Origin of the sequence: Photorhabdus stackebrandtii (assembly GCF_011189495.1) — a bacterium.
Taxonomy (GTDB): Bacteria; Pseudomonadota; Gammaproteobacteria; order Enterobacterales; family Enterobacteriaceae; genus Photorhabdus; species Photorhabdus khanii.
In genome coordinates this window covers 26,624-44,500 of sequence record NZ_PUJV01000005.1, presented here as the reverse complement: position 1 = coordinate 44,500, position 17,877 = coordinate 26,624, and the positions used below count along the sequence as shown (strand labels likewise).

Annotated in this window: 19 protein-coding genes; 11 read left to right on the top strand and 8 right to left on the bottom strand. The window is 41.5% G+C overall.

Features of this window, described 5'->3' with window-relative positions:
- The 5 genes from C5470_RS05775 to pabB all read right to left on the bottom strand — a co-directional run bounded on the left by C5470_RS05775 (position 1) and on the right by pabB (position 5,803).
- Positions 1 to 801, bottom strand: a complete 801-nt coding sequence (locus C5470_RS05775; RefSeq protein ID WP_036849405.1) for a PTS mannose/fructose/sorbose transporter subunit IIC — start codon at positions 799 to 801, stop codon at positions 1 to 3.
- Between the two features lie 58 nt (positions 802 to 859).
- Positions 860 to 1,840: a PTS mannose transporter subunit IIAB gene (gene manX, locus C5470_RS05770; protein WP_036849407.1), complete on the bottom strand. Its 981-nt coding sequence runs from the start codon at positions 1,838 to 1,840 to the stop codon at positions 860 to 862.
- Between the two features lie 497 nt (positions 1,841 to 2,337).
- Positions 2,338 to 3,702 (bottom strand): L-serine ammonia-lyase, encoded by a 1,365-nt coding sequence (locus tag C5470_RS05765; RefSeq protein WP_166286719.1) that lies wholly within the window; start codon positions 3,700 to 3,702, stop codon positions 2,338 to 2,340.
- A 170-nt stretch (positions 3,703 to 3,872) separates the two neighbouring features.
- Positions 3,873 to 4,436 (bottom strand): CoA pyrophosphatase, encoded by a 564-nt coding sequence (locus C5470_RS05760; RefSeq protein WP_166286717.1) that lies wholly within the window; start codon positions 4,434 to 4,436, stop codon positions 3,873 to 3,875.
- On the bottom strand, positions 4,433 to 5,803 hold the full coding sequence (pabB, locus tag C5470_RS05755; protein WP_166286715.1) for an aminodeoxychorismate synthase component 1: 1,371 nt from the start codon (positions 5,801 to 5,803) through the stop codon (positions 4,433 to 4,435). Before pabB ends, C5470_RS05760 begins: the two co-directional genes overlap by 4 nt.
- A 142-nt stretch (positions 5,804 to 5,945) precedes the next feature.
- Between pabB and C5470_RS05750 the strand changes: the two genes are divergently transcribed.
- The 3 genes from C5470_RS05750 to pip all read left to right on the top strand — a co-directional run bounded on the left by C5470_RS05750 (position 5,946) and on the right by pip (position 7,511).
- A complete protein-coding gene (locus C5470_RS05750) occupies positions 5,946 to 6,125 on the top strand; it encodes a YoaH family protein (RefSeq protein ID WP_166286713.1) in 180 nt (59 codons plus the stop codon).
- A 107-nt stretch (positions 6,126 to 6,232) separates the two neighbouring features.
- A complete protein-coding gene (locus C5470_RS05745) occupies positions 6,233 to 6,478 on the top strand; it encodes a YebF family protein (RefSeq protein WP_242687818.1) in 246 nt (81 codons plus the stop codon).
- A gap of 79 nt (positions 6,479 to 6,557) precedes the next feature.
- On the top strand, positions 6,558 to 7,511 hold the full coding sequence (gene pip, locus C5470_RS05740; RefSeq protein WP_166286711.1) for a prolyl aminopeptidase: 954 nt from the start codon (positions 6,558 to 6,560) through the stop codon (positions 7,509 to 7,511).
- Positions 7,512 to 7,560: 49 nt separating this feature from the next.
- On the opposite strand, the gene C5470_RS05735 is transcribed toward pip, so the two are convergent.
- On the bottom strand, positions 7,561 to 7,791 hold the full coding sequence (locus C5470_RS05735; protein ID WP_166286709.1) for a DNA polymerase III subunit theta: 231 nt from the start codon (positions 7,789 to 7,791) through the stop codon (positions 7,561 to 7,563).
- A gap of 328 nt (positions 7,792 to 8,119) precedes the next feature.
- On the opposite strand from C5470_RS05735, the gene ftnA reads away from it, so the two are divergent.
- From ftnA to C5470_RS05715, 4 genes are all read left to right on the top strand, one after another.
- The gene (gene ftnA / locus C5470_RS05730) at positions 8,120 to 8,623 is read left to right on the top strand and encodes a non-heme ferritin (protein ID WP_166286707.1); all 504 of its coding nucleotides are present in this window, start codon (positions 8,120 to 8,122) and stop codon (positions 8,621 to 8,623) included.
- A gap of 194 nt (positions 8,624 to 8,817) precedes the next feature.
- Entirely contained in the window at positions 8,818 to 9,204 is a 387-nt protein-coding gene (gene yobA / locus C5470_RS05725; protein ID WP_166286705.1) for a CopC domain-containing protein YobA, read from the top strand.
- Positions 9,205 to 9,206: 2 nt separating this feature from the next.
- The gene (gene copD / locus C5470_RS05720; protein WP_166286703.1) at positions 9,207 to 10,100 is read left to right on the top strand and encodes a copper homeostasis membrane protein CopD; all 894 of its coding nucleotides are present in this window, start codon (positions 9,207 to 9,209) and stop codon (positions 10,098 to 10,100) included.
- 160 nt (positions 10,101 to 10,260) lie between these two features.
- Positions 10,261 to 10,602, top strand: coding sequence for a YebY family protein (locus C5470_RS05715; RefSeq protein ID WP_166286969.1), 342 nt, complete (start codon positions 10,261 to 10,263; stop codon positions 10,600 to 10,602).
- Positions 10,603 to 10,832: 230 nt separating this feature from the next.
- On the opposite strand, the gene C5470_RS05710 is transcribed toward C5470_RS05715, so the two are convergent.
- On the bottom strand, positions 10,833 to 11,075 hold the full coding sequence (locus tag C5470_RS05710) for a DUF1480 family protein (RefSeq protein ID WP_166286701.1): 243 nt from the start codon (positions 11,073 to 11,075) through the stop codon (positions 10,833 to 10,835).
- 665 nt (positions 11,076 to 11,740) lie between these two features.
- Between C5470_RS05710 and C5470_RS05705 the strand changes: the two genes are divergently transcribed.
- From C5470_RS05705 to htpX, 4 genes are all read left to right on the top strand, one after another.
- Complete coding sequence (locus tag C5470_RS05705) at positions 11,741 to 12,238, top strand: GAF domain-containing protein (RefSeq protein WP_166286699.1); 498 nt, start codon at positions 11,741 to 11,743, stop codon at positions 12,236 to 12,238.
- A 95-nt stretch (positions 12,239 to 12,333) separates the two neighbouring features.
- Positions 12,334 to 13,032, top strand: a complete 699-nt coding sequence (proQ, locus tag C5470_RS05700) for an RNA chaperone ProQ (RefSeq protein ID WP_166286697.1) — start codon at positions 12,334 to 12,336, stop codon at positions 13,030 to 13,032.
- A gap of 19 nt (positions 13,033 to 13,051) precedes the next feature.
- Positions 13,052 to 15,103: a carboxy terminal-processing peptidase gene (gene prc, locus C5470_RS05695; RefSeq protein ID WP_166286695.1), complete on the top strand. Its 2,052-nt coding sequence runs from the start codon at positions 13,052 to 13,054 to the stop codon at positions 15,101 to 15,103.
- Positions 15,104 to 15,443: 340 nt separating this feature from the next.
- Positions 15,444 to 16,331, top strand: a complete 888-nt coding sequence (gene htpX, locus C5470_RS05690) for a protease HtpX (RefSeq protein ID WP_036849435.1) — start codon at positions 15,444 to 15,446, stop codon at positions 16,329 to 16,331.
- 72 nt (positions 16,332 to 16,403) lie between these two features.
- Here the strand turns inward: htpX and C5470_RS05685 are convergent, their stop codons facing one another.
- Positions 16,404 to 17,795 carry an L-cystine transporter gene (locus C5470_RS05685; RefSeq protein ID WP_036849436.1) on the bottom strand — a complete coding sequence of 464 codons (1,392 nt, stop codon included), beginning with the start codon at positions 17,793 to 17,795 and terminating at the stop codon, positions 16,404 to 16,406.
- Between the last annotated feature and the right edge of the window lie 82 nt (positions 17,796 to 17,877).

Here is a 17,877-nt window from a genome sequence, read left to right as displayed (position 1 = left end):
TTAATCTAATTCGTTATCAAGGTGATTATTGGCTTGTCCAGGGGCAGCTACCACCTGAGGTTTGTTATATTTGGGGCTTAACTGGATGTACAGTACGGCCATAACAATACCAATAATACCTAATGCAACCAGGTTGAAGTTAGTGAATGCCGCTGTGACGAAGCCCAGGTAGAAGAATGGCATCAGGTAGCCGGCACGCATCATATTGATGACCATTGCGTAACCAACAACCACGATCATTCCCCCCGCGATGTTCAGGCCATCTGTGACTACTTTAGGGATAGATGCGAGTAATTGCTGGACTTCATTGGTGCCAACAGATAATGCGACAATCAGGGCCGGGATGGCGATACGCATAGCCTGGAGCAGTAATGCGGATAAATGGATAAAGCTGATTGCACGAAGGTTACCACGTTCTGCTGCTTTGTCAGCGGCATGTTGGAAGGCAACAGTGATAGTACGTACAATGATGGTCAGCACTTGTCCTGCGGCTGCCAGAGGAATAGCCAGGGCGATACCTTCACCGATATCACGGCCACCAGCAATGACCAGAATAGTTGAGATGATTGATGCTAAGGCAGCATCCGGGGCAATTGCAGCACCGATATTCATCCAGCCAAGCGCAATCATTTCTAGTGTGCCGCCGATAATGATACCGGTTGTCATATCACCAAGAATGATCCCAACTAAGGTACAGGCCACGAGTGGGCGATGGAATTGAAATTCATCAAGAATGGAATCCATTCCGACTATACAAGCTACGATGAATATCAATGCAATTTGAACAACGGTAATTTCCATTGTTTGTCTCCTATAACCAAATTAAATTTGGTAAGAAATTTTTGTCATTGAGTAATAGTTAAATTGCTCTGGTTTGTTTTTCGTTTTTAACCTTCTGGAGCAGATCCATCATTTGCAGACGGCTGTCACTGGCAACTTTACGGGCTTCGAGCTCAATGCCACGTTCATCCAATTTTTTGAAGGCCGCAATATCGGTTTCATCAACGGATATCGCGTTGTTAATCTGAGTTTTTCCCTGACGGAATGCCATGCCACCGATGTTTATAGATGTGATGTCAACACCATCCTCGACCAGACGTAAAACATCTGTTGGATTTGTAAATAGCAACATAACACGCTCGTTAGCGTATTTGGGGTTGTTATAAACGCGAACACATTTGGCAACGTCAACAACGTGAGCACTGAGTCCCGGTGGAGCAACCTGTTTTAGCAGGGTGGCGCGGACAGTATCGGCAGCAACTTCATCACTGACGACAATGATCCGTTTGACATTGGTTTCTTTTGTCCAACGAGTCGCAACCTGACCATGAATAAGACGGTCATCAATCCGGGCCAGGGCTATTTTCATATGACCACCCGCTGAGGGGGTAGATGAAGGTATAGTAGGCGCTACCGGTTTAGCCGGTTCGGCTTTTTGGGGCTCTTCCGTTTTCAGGGCCCGAATACCTTCTTTTCCTGTTTCCAGAGCAACAGAAACCAGTTCTGTCAGAGATGGGCCGTCATCCCGGCACATAAAGGTTTCAACCAACATCGGAACGTTAACCCCGGTGATGATCTCATAATTTTCTTTATCTACAGCGATACGGTTAGCTGCATTGAATGGACTTCCTCCCCATGTATCAACAAGGAACAGCACACCTTGTTCTGTGTTAAGTGCTGCAAGTTTACTGTTGTATTTTTCAAATAAAGTGTCGGCATTTTCACCAGGAACGAAGTCAATATAAGAAACATTTTCCTGTTCCCCAATTAACATCTCTGCGGTACGGAGCAGTTGTTCTGCCGCAGCGCCATGTGTGCCAATCATAATGGCTATACTCACCTGTTTTCCCCTCTGTTAACAATATAAACGTAGGATTATTACAAAGTTATTCCAATAATTTTGATGAATCATTCCTCCAATAAAAAGCATGTTTGTACGAATAATAACCTTTTATCAATGTGATACCTGAATATTTGACTTGATTTAGACTTTATCTCTTATTGACTGAAAAAATAGGCTGCTAGATTACCATCAGAAATACCTGAGGAAAATTGCTGTCAGTCAGAAAAAATGAAATAGATGAAAATGTTAACCACAAAACAATTTAATAAGCTAAATATTGTGAAATTAATTTATAATTATCTTAAATACTCATATTTGTGGTTATTTATTCTGTTTCCGGTGACATCTTATTAATTAAAATTTAAAAATATATTCATCTTTTTCGATCGAAAAGTGATCATTGTGGGTTTTGGCTAAAAAATATCCCTACCCCAAGGTAGGGATATTTTGATGGCAGAAGAATTTACTGATCAAAAAACAGGTTATTTATTTGATTAATCACACTGAACTTTAATCGCCAAACCACCACGGGATGTTTCACGGTATTTAGCGTTCATGTCTTTGCCTGTTTCGTACATGGTTTCAATGACCTTATCAAGAGAAACACGTGGTTCACTGGTACGGCGCAAAGCCATGCGGGCAGAGTTGATGGCTTTGACTGAAGCGATTGCATTTCGTTCAATACAAGGCACCTGTACCTGGCCTGCAACCGGGTCACAGGTAAGGCCAAGATTGTGTTCCATGCCGATTTCAGCTGCAATACAGACCTGTTCAGCACTACCACCCAGCAGTTCAGCAAGGCCGGCTGCTGCCATTGAACAGGCAACACCTACTTCCCCTTGGCAACCAACTTCAGCGCCAGATATAGAAGCATTCATTTTATACAGAATGCCGATAGCGCCGGATGCCAGGAAATAGCGGATATACAGCTCTGGTGTCACAGGCTCAATACAATGGTTGTAATAAGCGAGTACGGCAGGAACAATGCCACAAGCGCCATTAGTTGGTGCGGTAACCACACGCCCACCCGCGGCATTTTCTTCATTGACGGCTAAGGCGAACATGTTCACCAGATCCACGACATTCATTGGATCATTAGACAGGTTGTTTGATGAGGTCAGCATACGATGTAATGCCGCTGCACGGCGTGGTACTCGCAATGGGCCCGGCAAAACGCCTTCTGTGTTCAGACCACGCTCAATACAAGCCTGCATGGTACCCCAGACATCAGCAAAATAAGCGTTAATTTCTTCTTTACTGTGGAGATCCAGTTCGTTTTTCATCATCAAACCGGAGATAGATAGTCCGGTTTTATTACAATTCATCAGCAGTTCTTTTGCTGAATTGAATGGATATGAAACAGGTTTGATATCCTGAGAGGGTTTACCAAAATGCTCTTCATCAACAATAAAACCACCACCAATTGAGTAGTAGGTTTTGCTATAAACTTCTTTGTCTCCCGCGAATGCATGAATTTGCATACCGTTTTCATGTAACGACAGGTTATCACTACGGAAAACCATGCCACTATCACGTGGGAAATCGACTTCATGTAAGCCATTGGCCAGCTTAATACGCTGAGTTTGCTCTACATCACGAATAAAACCGGGGATTGAATCAATATCAACGGTAGCTGGCAAATTACCTGCCAGACCCATGATAATGGCTATATCCGTATGATGACCTTTGCCGGTTAATGAGAGTGAGCCGTAAACATCAACGGCTACACGCGTGATAGAAGGCATTAAGCCCTGGTTTACCAGATCGTCGACAAACTGTTTGCCGGCTTTCATCGGGCCAACTGTATGAGAGCTAGATGGGCCAATACCGACCTTAAACATGTCGAAAACGCTAATCACGCCAGACTCCTTAAAAAAGATAGAGATATAGTTATATATATTGAGGTACGCTACTTTACTGTGATTTAGTAGTGTTGATAAGTGAGTTTACAGTTTTTTTTGAATTATGATAGCAACTGTGACAAAAATGGATGAAAAAAACACAGGTTGATTATTTCTCATGATTTGGATCAAACCTGAACTTGTTGAGCTAATTGATAAATGATAGCCGCTGTCAGGCCCCAAATAAGTCGCCCCTGATACCAGTGAAAATAGATGCGATGTTGCTGACCACGGCGGTTAACATCAAGGTAATGATAACTTGAAAGAGAAAGCGCTTCAGATAAAGGGACTTCGAATATACTGGAAACTTCTGTCGGGTTGCTGTGGAAAGACAACTCTGGGGGTAATAACCCAACAATGGGTGTCACCAGATAACCGCTCATGCTGTCTAAGGGCATGAGTTGCCCCAAAACTTTAACTTTCTGATGGGGAATGTTGACTTCTTCTGCTGCTTCCCGCAGTGCTGTAGCAATGATTGATTTGTCTTCGGGATCTGCAACCCCACCGGGAAAGGCTACTTGACCGGCGTGTGATCGTAATGTGGTGGCGCGCTGGGTCAGTAATAGCGTTGGTTTCGGCTTGCAGATGATCGGTAATAACACCGCAGCATGGCGGGTGTTATTTGCAAGCCGTTTAGGGGGTGATGGAATCTGTAACTGAAATCTGTTAATGAAATCAGATAATGGCATCATATCGATTTTATTTTTCCCAGTTGCGGTAAAATATGATTCAACTTATCAAATGTTTCCTGATACTCGTTTTCAGCAATACTGTCGGCAACAATTCCGCCACCTGCCCAGCAATATATTTTTTCTTTCTCGGTCAAGAGGGTACGAATAGTAATATTACTGTCCATCGTGCCACAAAAGCTAATATAGCCAATTGACCCACAATATCCATGCCGGCGATGAGGCTCAAGTTCTTCTATTATTTCCATTGCTCTGATTTTAGGAGCGCCGGTAATAGAACCGCCTGGAAAGCAGGCGCGCAGTAAGTCTGTGGCATGTTGTTCATTTGGTAATGCTGCGGTAATTGTGCTGACCAGATGGTGAACGGCAGGGAATGGTTCAACGACAAATAATTCAGTAACTTTAACTGATCCCGGTGTGGCTACCCGGCCAATATCATTACGTAATAAATCGACGATCATCAGGTTTTCGGCACGGTCTTTTTTTGATGCCGCCAGTTTTTTAGCTTGTAATGCATCCTTTTCTGCGTCATTTGAGCGTGGTAGTGTTCCTTTAATTGGACGAGTCTGAATTTGCTTATTTTCCATGAGTAGGAAGCGTTCAGGAGAGACACTAATGACACTGTTTTCCGGTAAACGAATAAAGGCAGAAAAAGGTGCGCAATTGCTCTTATTCAGTTTGATGAATGCTTGCCATTCATCTCCCCGGTAATCAGCGCAAAATCGCTGTGCCAGATTGACTTGATAACAATCGCCGTCTAATAGATAGTCATGAATACAGCTAATCTTTTCATTATATTGCTCTGCGTTCATATTTGACTGCCACTCGCTGGTCAGCGTAAAAGCCATTTTTGGTAAAGCCTTGTGGGATATAAGCCAGTTCAGGCGTGAATCAACATCACTGTAACTGAATAAAGTCACCTCTTTTTTATGATGATCAACAATCAGCGCCCAGTCATAAATACCTATTGCCATATCTGGAAATGACAACTCATTTTTGGCTTGTGACGGTAATTTTTCGATACAACGTCCAAGATCATATCCCCAGAGACCCAGTGCACCACCCTGAAATGGCAAATCAGGATCAAACTTTGCTGTAATATTTAACTTTTCCAGTTGTTTTTTTAGCAGATAAAAGGGATCTTCCTCAGTAATATAAGTATCACCACGTTCATTTATTACGGTTGATTTTTCATGACTGAGTAGGGTTATTAATGGTTCTGCAACCAGAATATCAAACCGGTTATGGGGATGGTTTGCAGAACCAGAATGGAGCAGCATTGCCCAAGGCTGGTTTGAAATCGGCGCGAAATAGTTGATGGCTGCGTCTGATTGATAAGGTAATTGTCGTTTTTGCAGTGAAGTACTCATTGTGGTGTTGGTTTTAACAGTTGTGACGCAAAAGTTGGTATTGATTTTCATCCCCAGAGATTAACATAGAAATCCACTCCTTACCTGAGATAAAAATCGCTATACTCTTCGGCGTCGATCAGTTTATTGAGAGGTTATTATCATGTTTTCAAATATGCCAACTTTATCTCATCAGGAACAGCAACTGGCAGTGGAGAAAATTCAGCAATTAATGGCTGAGGGAATGAGTAGTGGGGAAGCAATAGGGTTGGTTGCTCAAGAGCTTCGTGAACAGCATCGCACAAAAGAGCAGGTTAATGTGATGTTTGATGATGAGAAATGAACATAATTAAATTATTTATTTAACAATAATCACACATTTATTTCACCTGGCATGTTAGGTTAGCTCCATATTTAATCTCTTATTTTGAGATATTAACAGGAGGTAGTATGAAAACATGTCATATCATTAATAGAATTGGCCTATCGGGTGCTGCACTTTTGCTCACTGTCTCATTTGCAGCATCTGCTGCGTCAGAGAGCAAACGTGTTGATAAATTTGTCTCTTGCGATAATTTAACAAAATCGCAAATTGCCGCTCAGGTAAAACGTGATTTTCTGCAAAACCGCATCATGACAAAGATTACCGTGTTGTTGTTGATTGTCAGCAAAATACGATTAGCTATAGTGAATTGAAATAACATTTTCTGATAGTTATTTCCAACCCGTCATTAGATGGACACCAGGTTTGGTGTTAGTCAGTAAAGGAAATGTTATGTCAGAATTGAAAAAATTATATCCGGCCTGTGAAGCTTACCGCTCTGGTTATTTGGACACAGGTGATGGTCATCAAATCTATTGGGAATTATGTGGTAATCCTAACGGTAAGCCTGCCGTATTTATTCATGGCGGACCGGGCGGTGGTATTGCCTGTTATCATCGTCGGCTATTTGATCTTAAAAAATATCATGTCATGTTATTTGATCAGCGTGGCTGTGGGCGTTCAAAACCTCATGCCAGTCTGGAAAATAATACCACCTGGCATTTAGTTGAAGACATTGAATGTTTGCGTCAATTGATGGGGGTGGAAAAATGGTTGGTATTTGGTGGCTCATGGGGTTCTACTTTATCTTTAGTTTATGCCCAGACTCACCCTCAACGAGTTTCTGAATTAATTCTTCGGGGAATTTTCTTGCTGAGGCCGCAAGAGTTGCACTGGTATTATCAGGATGGCGCTTCTAATTTTTTCCCTGACAAATGGCAACGAACGATATCTATTTTGTCGGAGGAAGAGCGAAAGGATATTATCGGAGCCTATAATAAGCGGCTAACCAGTGATGATCGTCAGGTTCAATTAGAAGCAGCTCGTCTATGGAGTTTGTGGGAAGGCGAGACGGTAACATTGCTTCCTTCAGACAGTACGGAATCTTTCGCAGAAGATGATTTTGCCTTGGCGTTTGCCCGAATTGAGAACCACTATTTTATTAATGAGGGTTTTATGAATGACGATCAACAACTGTTGAATAACATTGACGTTATAAGGAATATTCCGGCAGTCATTATTCATGGCAGATATGATATGGCTTGCCGGGTGCAGAATGCCTGGGATTTGGCACAAGCGTGGCCGGAAGCAGAATTACACATCATTGAGGGAGCAGGACACTCATTTGATGAGCCGGGTATTTTACATCATCTGATTAGTGCAACGGATAAGTTTGCAGAGCAATAATTTGATATAACCACCGGTTATCCGGTGGTTGTCAATTCTCAATAGATGATTAGCGGCTTTTGGGCTCGTAAGGTAAACGGGAAAATTGTTTGGATAACTGGCGATAATGCACCAAACGTTGTTGAAAATATTCCCTAAGGTGTGTGGGTTGTTCCTGTTCGACGGTGTCAGGAAGTACTGGCATATTGTAACGTTCTTTAAAAGCGACACCCGAAGCCGCCAAATCAACATTTACTTTATCCATGTTCTCAGTAGAAAGGCTGACCAGATTATGTTCCATAAGTGTCTCGCTGAATTGAAACCTAAATTCACAAAACGATAAAGTTAATCCAGACTTGCTTTTCTGGCAAGGGCTGAATTGATTATTTTATAAATATAAATAATATTCATTATCATTAAATATAAAAATTTCTTAGTGAATGTTATTTTGTAAATAACATTCATTTCCATTTAGATATATTAAATGAGATTCATTTCTATTTGTGCTCTCTGAAAATATATTTATATTTCAAAGTAGTACATGTATTTAATTTATTTTCGCTTGTTGGGTTTTATTATTTTAATATAATTGGCATAATACAGGTAAATTAATAACTGGAGTGCCTATTATGTTAAATCAAGAAATGATTAATAAATTAAATGAGCAGATGAATCTGGAGTTCTATTCTGCGAATTTATATCTGCAAATGAGCGCATGGTGCAGTGATAAAGGGTTAGCAGGTGCCGCCGCGTTTTTTAAATCACACTCTCAGGAAGAAATGCAGCATATGCATCGCTTGTTTGATTATTTGAGTGATACTGGTGCGATGCCACGTTTGGGGCAGATTGATGCGCCTTCGGTTGATTATGAATCCATATCCCATGTACTTAAGAGAACTTATGAGCATGAGAAATTTATTACTGCTGAAATTAATAAACTTGCCCATTTGGCGATAACTACGCAGGATTATTCTACTTTTAACTTTCTGCAATGGTATGTAGCAGAACAGCACGAAGAAGAGAAATTGTTCAAATCTATCCTTGATAAACTGGATATGGTTGGCGAGGATGGTAAGGCGCTCTTCTTCCTGGATAAAGATCTGAAAGATCTGGCTGCTGCAAATCCTGTCTAACTGAATGGGATGAATTAACCGCAGTAGCCGGAATAGCTTTAGATATTTAAGGCTAATACTGCGGTTTTCCTTTATTTTTGCGCGATAGTTCACAAGACGAAATTCTCATTGTAAGTTATCGCGGATAAAATAATCCTTTTGATATAAGATGATATCAATTCATAGAAATTCATCTGGAAATTAAGAGGTTATTTATGGCTATCAGCAAAATTCACTCTTTTTGCCGAAAGTTATCTGCTTTAGTTGTCCTTTTTGTCGGCATGTCTTGCCAACAAGCTTTGGCTCATGCGCATTTAACAGAACAAATTCCAGCAGAAGATACGACAGTAGAAAATACACCACAGGTAATTACCTTGAGTTTTTCAGAAGGTATTGAGCTGAATTTCAGTAAAGTAAAAGTGACTGGCCCGGAAAATAAACCTATAAAAACGGGTAAATTGAAGCTTGATCTGGCAACCAATACAAAACTTATTCTTCCTGTCGAAGATAAGCTGGTGGCGGGTAAATATGATGTTGACTGGAGCGTAGTCTCTGTTGATGGGCATAAGACTAAAGGCGTCTATAGCTTTACAGTTAAGTAATTATGTCTTTGGCTGCACTGTATACCCTTTGTCGCTTCACTTATTTCGTGGCAGTCATGTTGATGTTTGGCTTCAGCATATTTACTGCCATGCTGGTTCCCGATCGTTTATCTGTTCTGACTGATACCCGTCTCCGTTTCGGGGTAATTATCAGCACGATTGTGGCATTTATAACAGCAATTGGCTGGTTGGCGATGCAAGCGGGGATAATGGGGGATGGCTGGCAAGATACTTATGATCTGGAAATTTGGCTGGCAGTGCTGGGAACAACTTTTGGCAAAGTTTGGCAATGGCAAATACTGGTTTCGATAGTTGCTATAGGGTTATTGTTTATCAATAACCCAAAAACCAGAAATATTACGATGTTAATCATCTCTGCCATTTTACTGTCTTGTCATGCTTTTATCGGCCACTCGGTAATACATGATGGGGTGACAGGTGTTTTTCATCAGATTAATCAGATAATTCACTTATTGAGTGTTGGATACTGGTTTGGTGGATTATGGCCATTTTTGTTGTGCCTGCAATTTTTGCGTATACAAAATGAATTGGCTGTAGGGCTGGATAAGCAGGTCATGATCTCTATGATGCGTTTTTCCACGTATGGTCATATTGCAGTAATCCTTATTATTGTTACAGGCATCATAAGTAGCTTGATTTTGCTCCCTGGTTGGCCGGAATATAGTGGTAGTGAATATCAATCAATGCTATGGCTAAAGATAGCACTGGTGGCCGGTATGGTGGTACTGGCATTAATTAACCGTTATATTCTGGTCCCTAAATTGAGGCAACCCGGTTGCTATCAATTGTTAGTTATTAATAGTTGGGCTGAAATTATGCTTGGAGCGTTGGCTTTATTATGTGTTGCTGTTTTCGCTACTTATCAGCTGGGTTGATTTTCTTAATTCCCTAATTTTAGTATGGGCTATTGGTGCAGTCTATTTTTGACAACAAAATATAGAGTGAATACGGATTGCGTGCAGGAATTGGAGTGCGCAGGTAGTGCGTGAGAATGAATCTGCTTCTCTCGCCTTTATATCTACATTGGTAACTATTATGAAACGTTTATTTTTATTACTTCCTTTATTTTTGCTCTCTTTTCAAAATGTTGCTGCTCCTATTGAAACGGTGAGTAAGCTACAGTTTGGTGATAAATGGGCATTTACACGGGAAGAAGTGATGTTGGATTGCAGAGCAAATCAAGCTCTGTTTGTGATTAATCCAAGTACATTGGTGCAATACCCATTGAATGATATAGCCGCAGAGATGATGAGGATAGGGAAAGTGAATGCGAAGTCTTTGGATATTATTCTATTGAATGATAGCAAAAATCCGGCTCAAAAAATGAGTATAGAGCCATTCCAGCAAGCCGCTTTAGCATTGTGTGATAAAAAATGATGCCATTGAGTTAAGCGGTAGCATGATATTTGGCTTAACTTAAATAGAAGACACTGATTTGGCTATTTATTGGCCAAAAAGTTGGTAAAATGCCATATGTCAGCTACGCTTTAAATTGTAAGTTGTTTCGTCTCAATGACACTTTTAGCGCACGGCTCTTTAAGAGCCATTTTCCCTAGGCCGAGTAGAGGAGTCAACTCGGCCTTTTTTTATCAAAAATTTTTTGGGCATCAGACCACCCTCATAACCCATGCATGTTTTTGTCTGTCATAATGTTTCCTGTATAGCAAAATGTGTTTATCGTTTAGTAAGGCGGGGATACTGGTATGTTCATCCCACCCATCCAATTGCATACAAAGCTCGTGGTCAGAATTACAAGGAATGCTAATGGTTGTGTCATCTTCTTCGGTAGGTGAAGACAGAATAGCATCATCAATTTCGTAGCTGGAAATTTTTAACTTTGTCTGATTCATGATGGCTCCTTCGCTTTTAGTTAACAGGTACGACCAGTAAGGCCATCATTTGAGAATAGATCAAATGACTGAGATTGCCAGTAATAATATTTTCCATGCTATATTATCGGTAGATGATATTGCTGTTATAATTATCTGTTCTAAAACTTAGTTTTGTCATATTGCTTTTTTCATCTTCGCTATTCTTTGACCTTTTCCACATTCAGTAGGAAATATTTATTTGGTGTGGTCGTAGGAGCTGAAAGTGTCAACGATAAAGTGGTAGTGCAATAATTCTATGGATAAATTGTTTGAATGTTTTGTTTTTTACTTCATGAAGTGTTAACTCTAAAATGAAAGAAACTAATGATTGGTACGGTTATCAGATAATTGATCTTTATAATTGCGGAATAATTCAGTCTGATTTTTATTGCGTGAGGGTATTGAGGCGCTTACAGTGAATCATATTCATACTGGCTACATTTTTGATAATGTTTTGGTGAGAGGTGTGATATCTCACTAGCCTTTACCCATGCTCAATAAATATAATAAAGAATATCTTATTAAAGACAGTAAAAAATTTACGTCAGTGTGACAGGCTGTTAACCTTATTGTTTTGGGCATTTGATATTTTTTTGATATAAAAAATAGAGATGCGTTTTGTAAATTTCATCGGATAGGTCAATATGAATAAAAATGAGTTCTATCGGGAGCTTGCGGGGGACTTAAAAGCTCTGTTGTCTGGTGAGTATGACTTAATAGCGACGTTCGCTAATGCTAGTGCATTGTTGTATGAACGCTTGCATGACGTTAACTGGGTCGGTTTTTACCTGGTTGATGGTGATACATTGGTTCTGGGGCCATTCCAGGGAAAAGTCGCCTGTGTGAGAATACCTGTTGGCAAGGGGGTATGCGGAACTGCTGTATCAGAAAAGCGTATTCAGCGTGTTGATGATGTTCATGCATTCCCCGGTCATATTGCCTGTGATGCTGCCAGTAACGCTGAAATTGTGTTGCCATTGATTGTAAACGATAGAATCATTGGTGTATTGGATATTGATAGCACGATTCTTAATAGATTCGACGAAAAAGACGAATTTGGCTTACAAGCCCTTATTGATGGGCTTTGTGCTCATTTAGAACAGTGCGTTGTGCCGAAATATGTTGAATTGAATGTAACTTAACATATGGATAACGTGGCATTTATCAGCAACGCTATTATAATGACGCCAGTTCATGCCTATGCTGGTTGGCAAAACCGTTGTAATCAGGAAATTTCATGGAAAATCAACCTAAGTTGAATAGTAGTAAAGAAATTATTGCTTTTTTAGCTGAGCGTTTCCCGCTCTGTTTCGTAGCTGAAGGTGAAGCCCGTCCTTTAAAAATCGGTATTTTTCAGGATATCGTTGAACGTATCCAGGACGAAGAGTGTTTAAGTAAAACACAATTGCGCTCTGCCTTGCGTCTGTATACATCAAGCTGGCGTTACTTGTATGGTGTTAAAGAGGGCGCGCAGCGTGTTGACCTTGATGGTAATTCATGCGGTGAACTGGAAGCGGAACATATTCAACACGCTCTCCAGCAACTGACTGAAGCCAAAGCACGGGTTCAGGCACAGCGTGCAGAGCAGAGAGCTAAAAAACATGAAGCTGAAAATGAGGCTGCCGGTGAAAAAAATGAACGGCCTGTAGCCAAAAAGCCAGCTCCTCGTCGAGCCAATAATACTGAGGGGGAAAAACGGCAGCCACGCCAACAAAATCGCCCTCAGCAAGCACGTAAACCGGCGGCTAAACCTGCTCAACCTGCACCAACTCAGATCGCCGATGTTTCATCGCTGAAAATTGGTCAGGAAATTAAAGTAAGAGTGGGTAAAAGCTCGATGGATGCTTCTGTGCTTGAAATCGCCAAAGACGGTGTACGGGTACAATTGCCTTCCGGTTTAGCGATGATTGTACGCGCAGAACATTTACAGTTCTGATACGGAGGCCGACCTGGGCATGAACATATTCGTCAGACTGGCTTTTGTCTTAGGCGTTTCAATTTTTGGTACTTGTTATGCAAATACAAACAGTCCAGCGGCTGTTCCTGTTCGTATTGAACAACTGCCTGTATTGAAGCAAGAGCCTCAGCACTCAACAGTAAGCGAGCGGGTAACATCCCGCTTCACTCGCTCTCATTATCGTCAATTTGATTTAAATGGTGATTTTTCAGCAAAAATATTTGATCGCTACCTTAATATACTGGACTACAGCCATAACATATTACTGGCGTCAGATGTAGTTCAATATGATGATAAGAAAAAGTTGTTAGGCAAGGAACTGGAAACCGGGAATCTGGAAATCCCGTATGACCTGTTTAATTTGTTGCAAAAACGCCGCTTTGAGCGATATCAGTACGCTTTATCTCGCCTTGAACAGCCAATGAGTTTTGGTGGTAACGATACAATTGATGTTGATCGTTCTAAAGCCCCTTGGCCACAGAATATCGAAGAGTTAAATAAACTTTGGGATGCTAAGGTTAAATATGATTGGCTCAATCTCAAACTCACCGGTAAAGACGATAAAGAAATTAAACAAGTGCTGACCAAGCGCTATCAGTCTGCGTTAAAACGCCTGACACAAAGTCAGAGTGAAGATGTCTTCCAATTGATTATGACGGCGTTTGCCCGTGAAATCGATCCTCATACCAATTATCTTTCACCACGCAATACTGAACAGTTTAACTCAGAGATGAGTCTCTCCCTGGAAGGAATTGGTGCTGTTTTACAGATAGATGATGACTATACCGTCATAAATTCTATGGTTGCCGGTGGACCTGCCGCCAAAAGCAAAGCGTTAAAAGTGGGTGATAAGATTATTGGTGTCGCTCAGGCAGGGAAATCCATGGTGGATATTATTGGCTGGCGTCTGGATGATGTGGTTGCACTGATTAAAGGCCCTAAAGGCAGTAAAGTACGGCTTGAGGTTATTTCTGATACCAAAGGGGCAAAGCCACGTACTATCACTTTGACTCGTGAACAGATCCGTCTGGAAGATCGGGCGGTAAAGATGTCAGTCAAGACAATTGGTAAAGAGAAAGTGGGCGTTCTTGATATTCCAGGTTTTTACGTTGGCTTGACTGACAATGTTAAAACTCAATTGCAAAAACTGACTAAACAGCATGTCAGTGCTATCGTTATTGATCTGCGTAGTAATGGTGGTGGAGCACTGACAGAAGCGGTTTCTCTGTCTGGCTTGTTTCTCCCAAGCGGCCCGATTGTGCAAATCAGGGATAATAATGGGAAAGTCCGCCAGGATTCTGATACTGATGAAGTGGTGTACTATAAAGGGCCTTTGGTTGTCCTGGTAGACCGTTTTAGTGCTTCTGCTTCTGAGATTTTTGCCGCAGCAATGCAGGATTATGGACGGGCGCTGATTGTTGGTGAGCCAACGTTTGGTAAAGGCACGGTTCAGCAATATCGTTCTTTGAATCGTATTTACGATCAAATGATGCGTCCTGATTGGCCATCGCTGGGTTCTGTCCAGTATACGATTCAGAAATTCTATCGTGTGAATGGTGGTAGTACCCAGCGTAAAGGTGTTACACCTGATATTGTGATGCCAACGGGGATTGATCCGGCAGAAACAGGGGAAAGTTTTGAAGATAATGCTTTGCCTTGGGATAGCGTTCCTTCTGCCCGTTATACGGGATCTAAAGTTATTGCGGGGTTAGTTCCGCAGTTGAATATGGCTCATAGTGCCCGCATCGCGGATGATCCAGAGTTCAAGTATATAAATGAAGACATTGCGCACTATAAGGCAATGAAAGAGCATAAGAACATTGTTTCTCTTAACTACGCACAAAGAGAGAAAGAGAATAAAGAAGATGATGCTTTAAAACTGAACCGGATTAATGATCGCTTTAAACGCGAAGGTAAAAAACTGTTAACTTCACTGGATGATTTACCTAAAGATTATCAGGGGCCGGATCCCTATCTTAATGAATCAGTGAAAATTGCACTTGATTTGGCGCACCAACCTGCCGAGAAAATGTTAGCTAAATCTAAGTAGAGTGATTTTCAAACAGCTCGTTAACGATATTCAATGCCGTTCACTTGATGTTTTGAGTGAACGGTGTATTGGACTTCCAATATCCATATAAACGTTGCTTTTTGAGCAGTTCTCTCTTTTCAGGAATGATGAACTGTTTCACATTTTCTCAGTGTTACCGGGTATCAGAGTATTTTGCTTAACCAATTAGTGTTAGGCTGATACCGGTTTTTTATGATTTTGTAAAGTTGTGTTGATTTTATCGCTTGAAGAGTTAAAAACCTTGAATATAGCAAGAACAGCCTTATTTATAGATTAACTCTGAAAGTGCATTGATTATTAATAAAGGAAGCCGGTTTTTATGATGCGAATTGCTTTGTTCCTCCTCACTAACCTTGCTGTTATGTTGGTGTTTGGGATAATACTATCTCTGACAGGAATTCAGGGAAGTAGCGTACAAGGTTTAATGATTATGGCTGGCCTGTTCGGCTTCGGTGGGTCGTTTATTTCCCTGCTGATGTCCAAATGGATGGCCTTGCGTTCTGTTGGTGGTCAGGTCATAGAACAGCCAGCGAATGAAGTTGAACATTGGTTAGTCGAGACTGTTCGCCGCCAGGCGGAGCAGGTCAATATTACGATGCCACAGGTTGCAATTTATGCTGCACCAGATATTAATGCCTTCGCTACCGGTGCTCGTCGTAATGCTTCTCTGGTCGCTGTTAGTACTGGTCTGTTGGATAATATGAGCAGGGCAGAAGCGGAAGCCGTTATTGCCCATGAGATTAGCCATATCGCTAATGGTGATATGGTGACGATGACTTTGCTGCAAGGGATAGTCAATACCTTCGTTATCTTCATTTCCCGTCTGTTGGCTCAGGTTGTATCAGGTTTTCTGTCTGGTAACAATAGTGAAGAAGAGGGTAACTCTTCTGGTAACCCGATCGTTTACATGGTTGTTTCAATGGTGCTGGAAATCGTATTCGGTATTCTGGCAAGTATTATTACGATGTGGTTCTCCCGTTACCGCGAATTCCATGCAGATGCAGGTTCTGCTAAGTTGGTAGGTCGTGAGAAGATGATTGCTGCTTTACAGCGTCTGAAAACCAGTTATGAGCCGCAGGAAGAAGGCAGTATGATGGCATTCTGTATTAATGGTAAATCCAAGACGTTCAGTGAGCTGTTTCTGTCTCACCCACCATTAGACAAACGTATTGAAGCTCTGCGTAGTGGGCAGTACCTGAATAAATAATATTGTGAATAAGATAAAAAAGCCGAAGAATGATGTATTCCTCGGCTTTTTTTATGATTTTTGAAATTCAAATCATAGCTGATTTAATTCAACTTCATCTTCCTGATTGAAGGTGGTTTTATCAGTTTGCCCCATTAACTGGCTGGTAATTGTACCGGCGGTCATTGAACCACTCACATTCAGCGCAGTACGGCCCATATCAATAAGAGGCTCAACAGAAATCAACAGTGCAATTAGCGTTACAGGTAATCCCATTGCAGGTAAGACAATCAGTGCGGCAAATGTAGCACCGCCACCCACACCAGCAACGCCTGCGGAGCTGATAGTCACAATACCAACCAGTGTTGCAATCCATACAGGATCAAATGGGTTTATGCCTACTGTCGGCGCAACCATGACTGCCAGCATGGCAGGATAAATCCCGGCGCAACCATTCTGACCAATTGTTGAGCCGAAAGATGCTGAGAAACTGGCGATAGATTCCGGTACACCGATACGGCGTGTCTGGGTTTCAACATTCAGTGGGATACTGGCTGCACTTGAACGGCTAGTGAATGCAAAGGTCAATACCGGCCAGATTTTTTTGAAAAATTTAAGTGGATTGATACCGGTGAGAGAGAGCAGAAACCCGTGAGCAACAAACACCAGCGCTAGTGCAATGTAGGATGCGATAACAAAGCTGCCCAGTTTCGCAATTTCGTGGATATTAGAGTTGGCGACAACTTTGGTCATCAGAGCCATAACACCGTATGGCGTCAGGCGCATAACCAGGCGAACCAGTTTCATTGCCCATGCTTGCATAATATCGATAGCGGCTAATACACGTTCACCACGTTCGCGGTCATCTTTCAGCATTTGTAGTGCAGCAATCCCCAGGAAGGTCGCAAAAATAACAACACTGATAACAGATGTTGGATTGGCGCCGGCTAAATCAGCAAATGGGTTTTTAGGAATAAAAGATAAAATTAACTGCGGCACAGACAAATCAGAGATTTTGCCTATGTAGTTGTTTTCGATAGCCGACAGGCGTGCTGTTTCTTGAGTTCCTTGCACCAGACCTTCAGCAGTCAGGCCGAATAGGTTAGTAATAATGATACCGATCAGCGCTGCGATCATCGTAGTGAACAGCAGGCTGCCGATGGTTAGAAAACTGATTTTTCCCAGAGAAGATGCTTTATGCAATCTGGCAACAGCGCTTAGAATAGAGGCAAATACCAGCGGCATAATCACCATTTGCAGAAGTTGTACATAGCCGTTACCTACAATATTGAACCATGAGATTGATTCTTTCAGTATGGTATTATCAGCTCCATAAGTCAGTTGTAGCGCCAGACCAAAAATAACGCCAATGGCGAGGCCAAAAAGAACCTTTTTTGACAGACTCCATTGGTGTGAACTGGCTTTTGACAATAGCAAAAGCAGTGCTGCGAAAACGAGCACATTTAGAATTAATGGTAAGTTCATCCACAAACTCCAGATTTTAATTATTGAGGGAGTTAAGCTGTATTAATCGAGTTAAGTTATAAACTTATACCCTACAGCAAGT

Bases quoted from the DNA above. Each gene is read 5' to 3' on its own strand.
- C5470_RS05775 (WP_036849405.1), bottom strand. From the start codon at position 801: ATGGAAATTACCGTTGTTCAAATTGCATTGATATTCATCGTAGCTTGT.
- C5470_RS05760 (WP_166286717.1), bottom strand. From the start codon at position 4,436: ATGATGCCATTATCTGATTTCATTAACAGATTTCAGTTACAGATTCCA.
- pabB (WP_166286715.1), bottom strand. From the start codon at position 5,803: ATGAGTACTTCACTGCAAAAACGACAATTACCTTATCAATCAGACGCA.
- C5470_RS05750 (WP_166286713.1), top strand. From the start codon at position 5,946: ATGTTTTCAAATATGCCAACTTTATCTCATCAGGAACAGCAACTGGCA.
- C5470_RS05745 (WP_242687818.1), top strand. From the start codon at position 6,233: ATGAAAACATGTCATATCATTAATAGAATTGGCCTATCGGGTGCTGCA.
- pip (WP_166286711.1), top strand. From the start codon at position 6,558: ATGTCAGAATTGAAAAAATTATATCCGGCCTGTGAAGCTTACCGCTCT.
- C5470_RS05735 (WP_166286709.1), bottom strand. From the start codon at position 7,791: ATGGAACATAATCTGGTCAGCCTTTCTACTGAGAACATGGATAAAGTA.
- ftnA (WP_166286707.1), top strand. From the start codon at position 8,120: ATGTTAAATCAAGAAATGATTAATAAATTAAATGAGCAGATGAATCTG.
- yobA (WP_166286705.1), top strand. From the start codon at position 8,818: ATGGCTATCAGCAAAATTCACTCTTTTTGCCGAAAGTTATCTGCTTTA.
- copD (WP_166286703.1), top strand. From the start codon at position 9,207: ATGTCTTTGGCTGCACTGTATACCCTTTGTCGCTTCACTTATTTCGTG.
- C5470_RS05715 (WP_166286969.1), top strand. From the start codon at position 10,261: ATGAAACGTTTATTTTTATTACTTCCTTTATTTTTGCTCTCTTTTCAA.
- C5470_RS05710 (WP_166286701.1), bottom strand. From the start codon at position 11,075: ATGAATCAGACAAAGTTAAAAATTTCCAGCTACGAAATTGATGATGCT.
- C5470_RS05705 (WP_166286699.1), top strand. From the start codon at position 11,741: ATGAATAAAAATGAGTTCTATCGGGAGCTTGCGGGGGACTTAAAAGCT.
- proQ (WP_166286697.1), top strand. From the start codon at position 12,334: ATGGAAAATCAACCTAAGTTGAATAGTAGTAAAGAAATTATTGCTTTT.
- prc (WP_166286695.1), top strand. From the start codon at position 13,052: ATGAACATATTCGTCAGACTGGCTTTTGTCTTAGGCGTTTCAATTTTT.
- htpX (WP_036849435.1), top strand. From the start codon at position 15,444: ATGATGCGAATTGCTTTGTTCCTCCTCACTAACCTTGCTGTTATGTTG.
- C5470_RS05685 (WP_036849436.1), bottom strand. From the start codon at position 17,795: ATGAACTTACCATTAATTCTAAATGTGCTCGTTTTCGCAGCACTGCTT.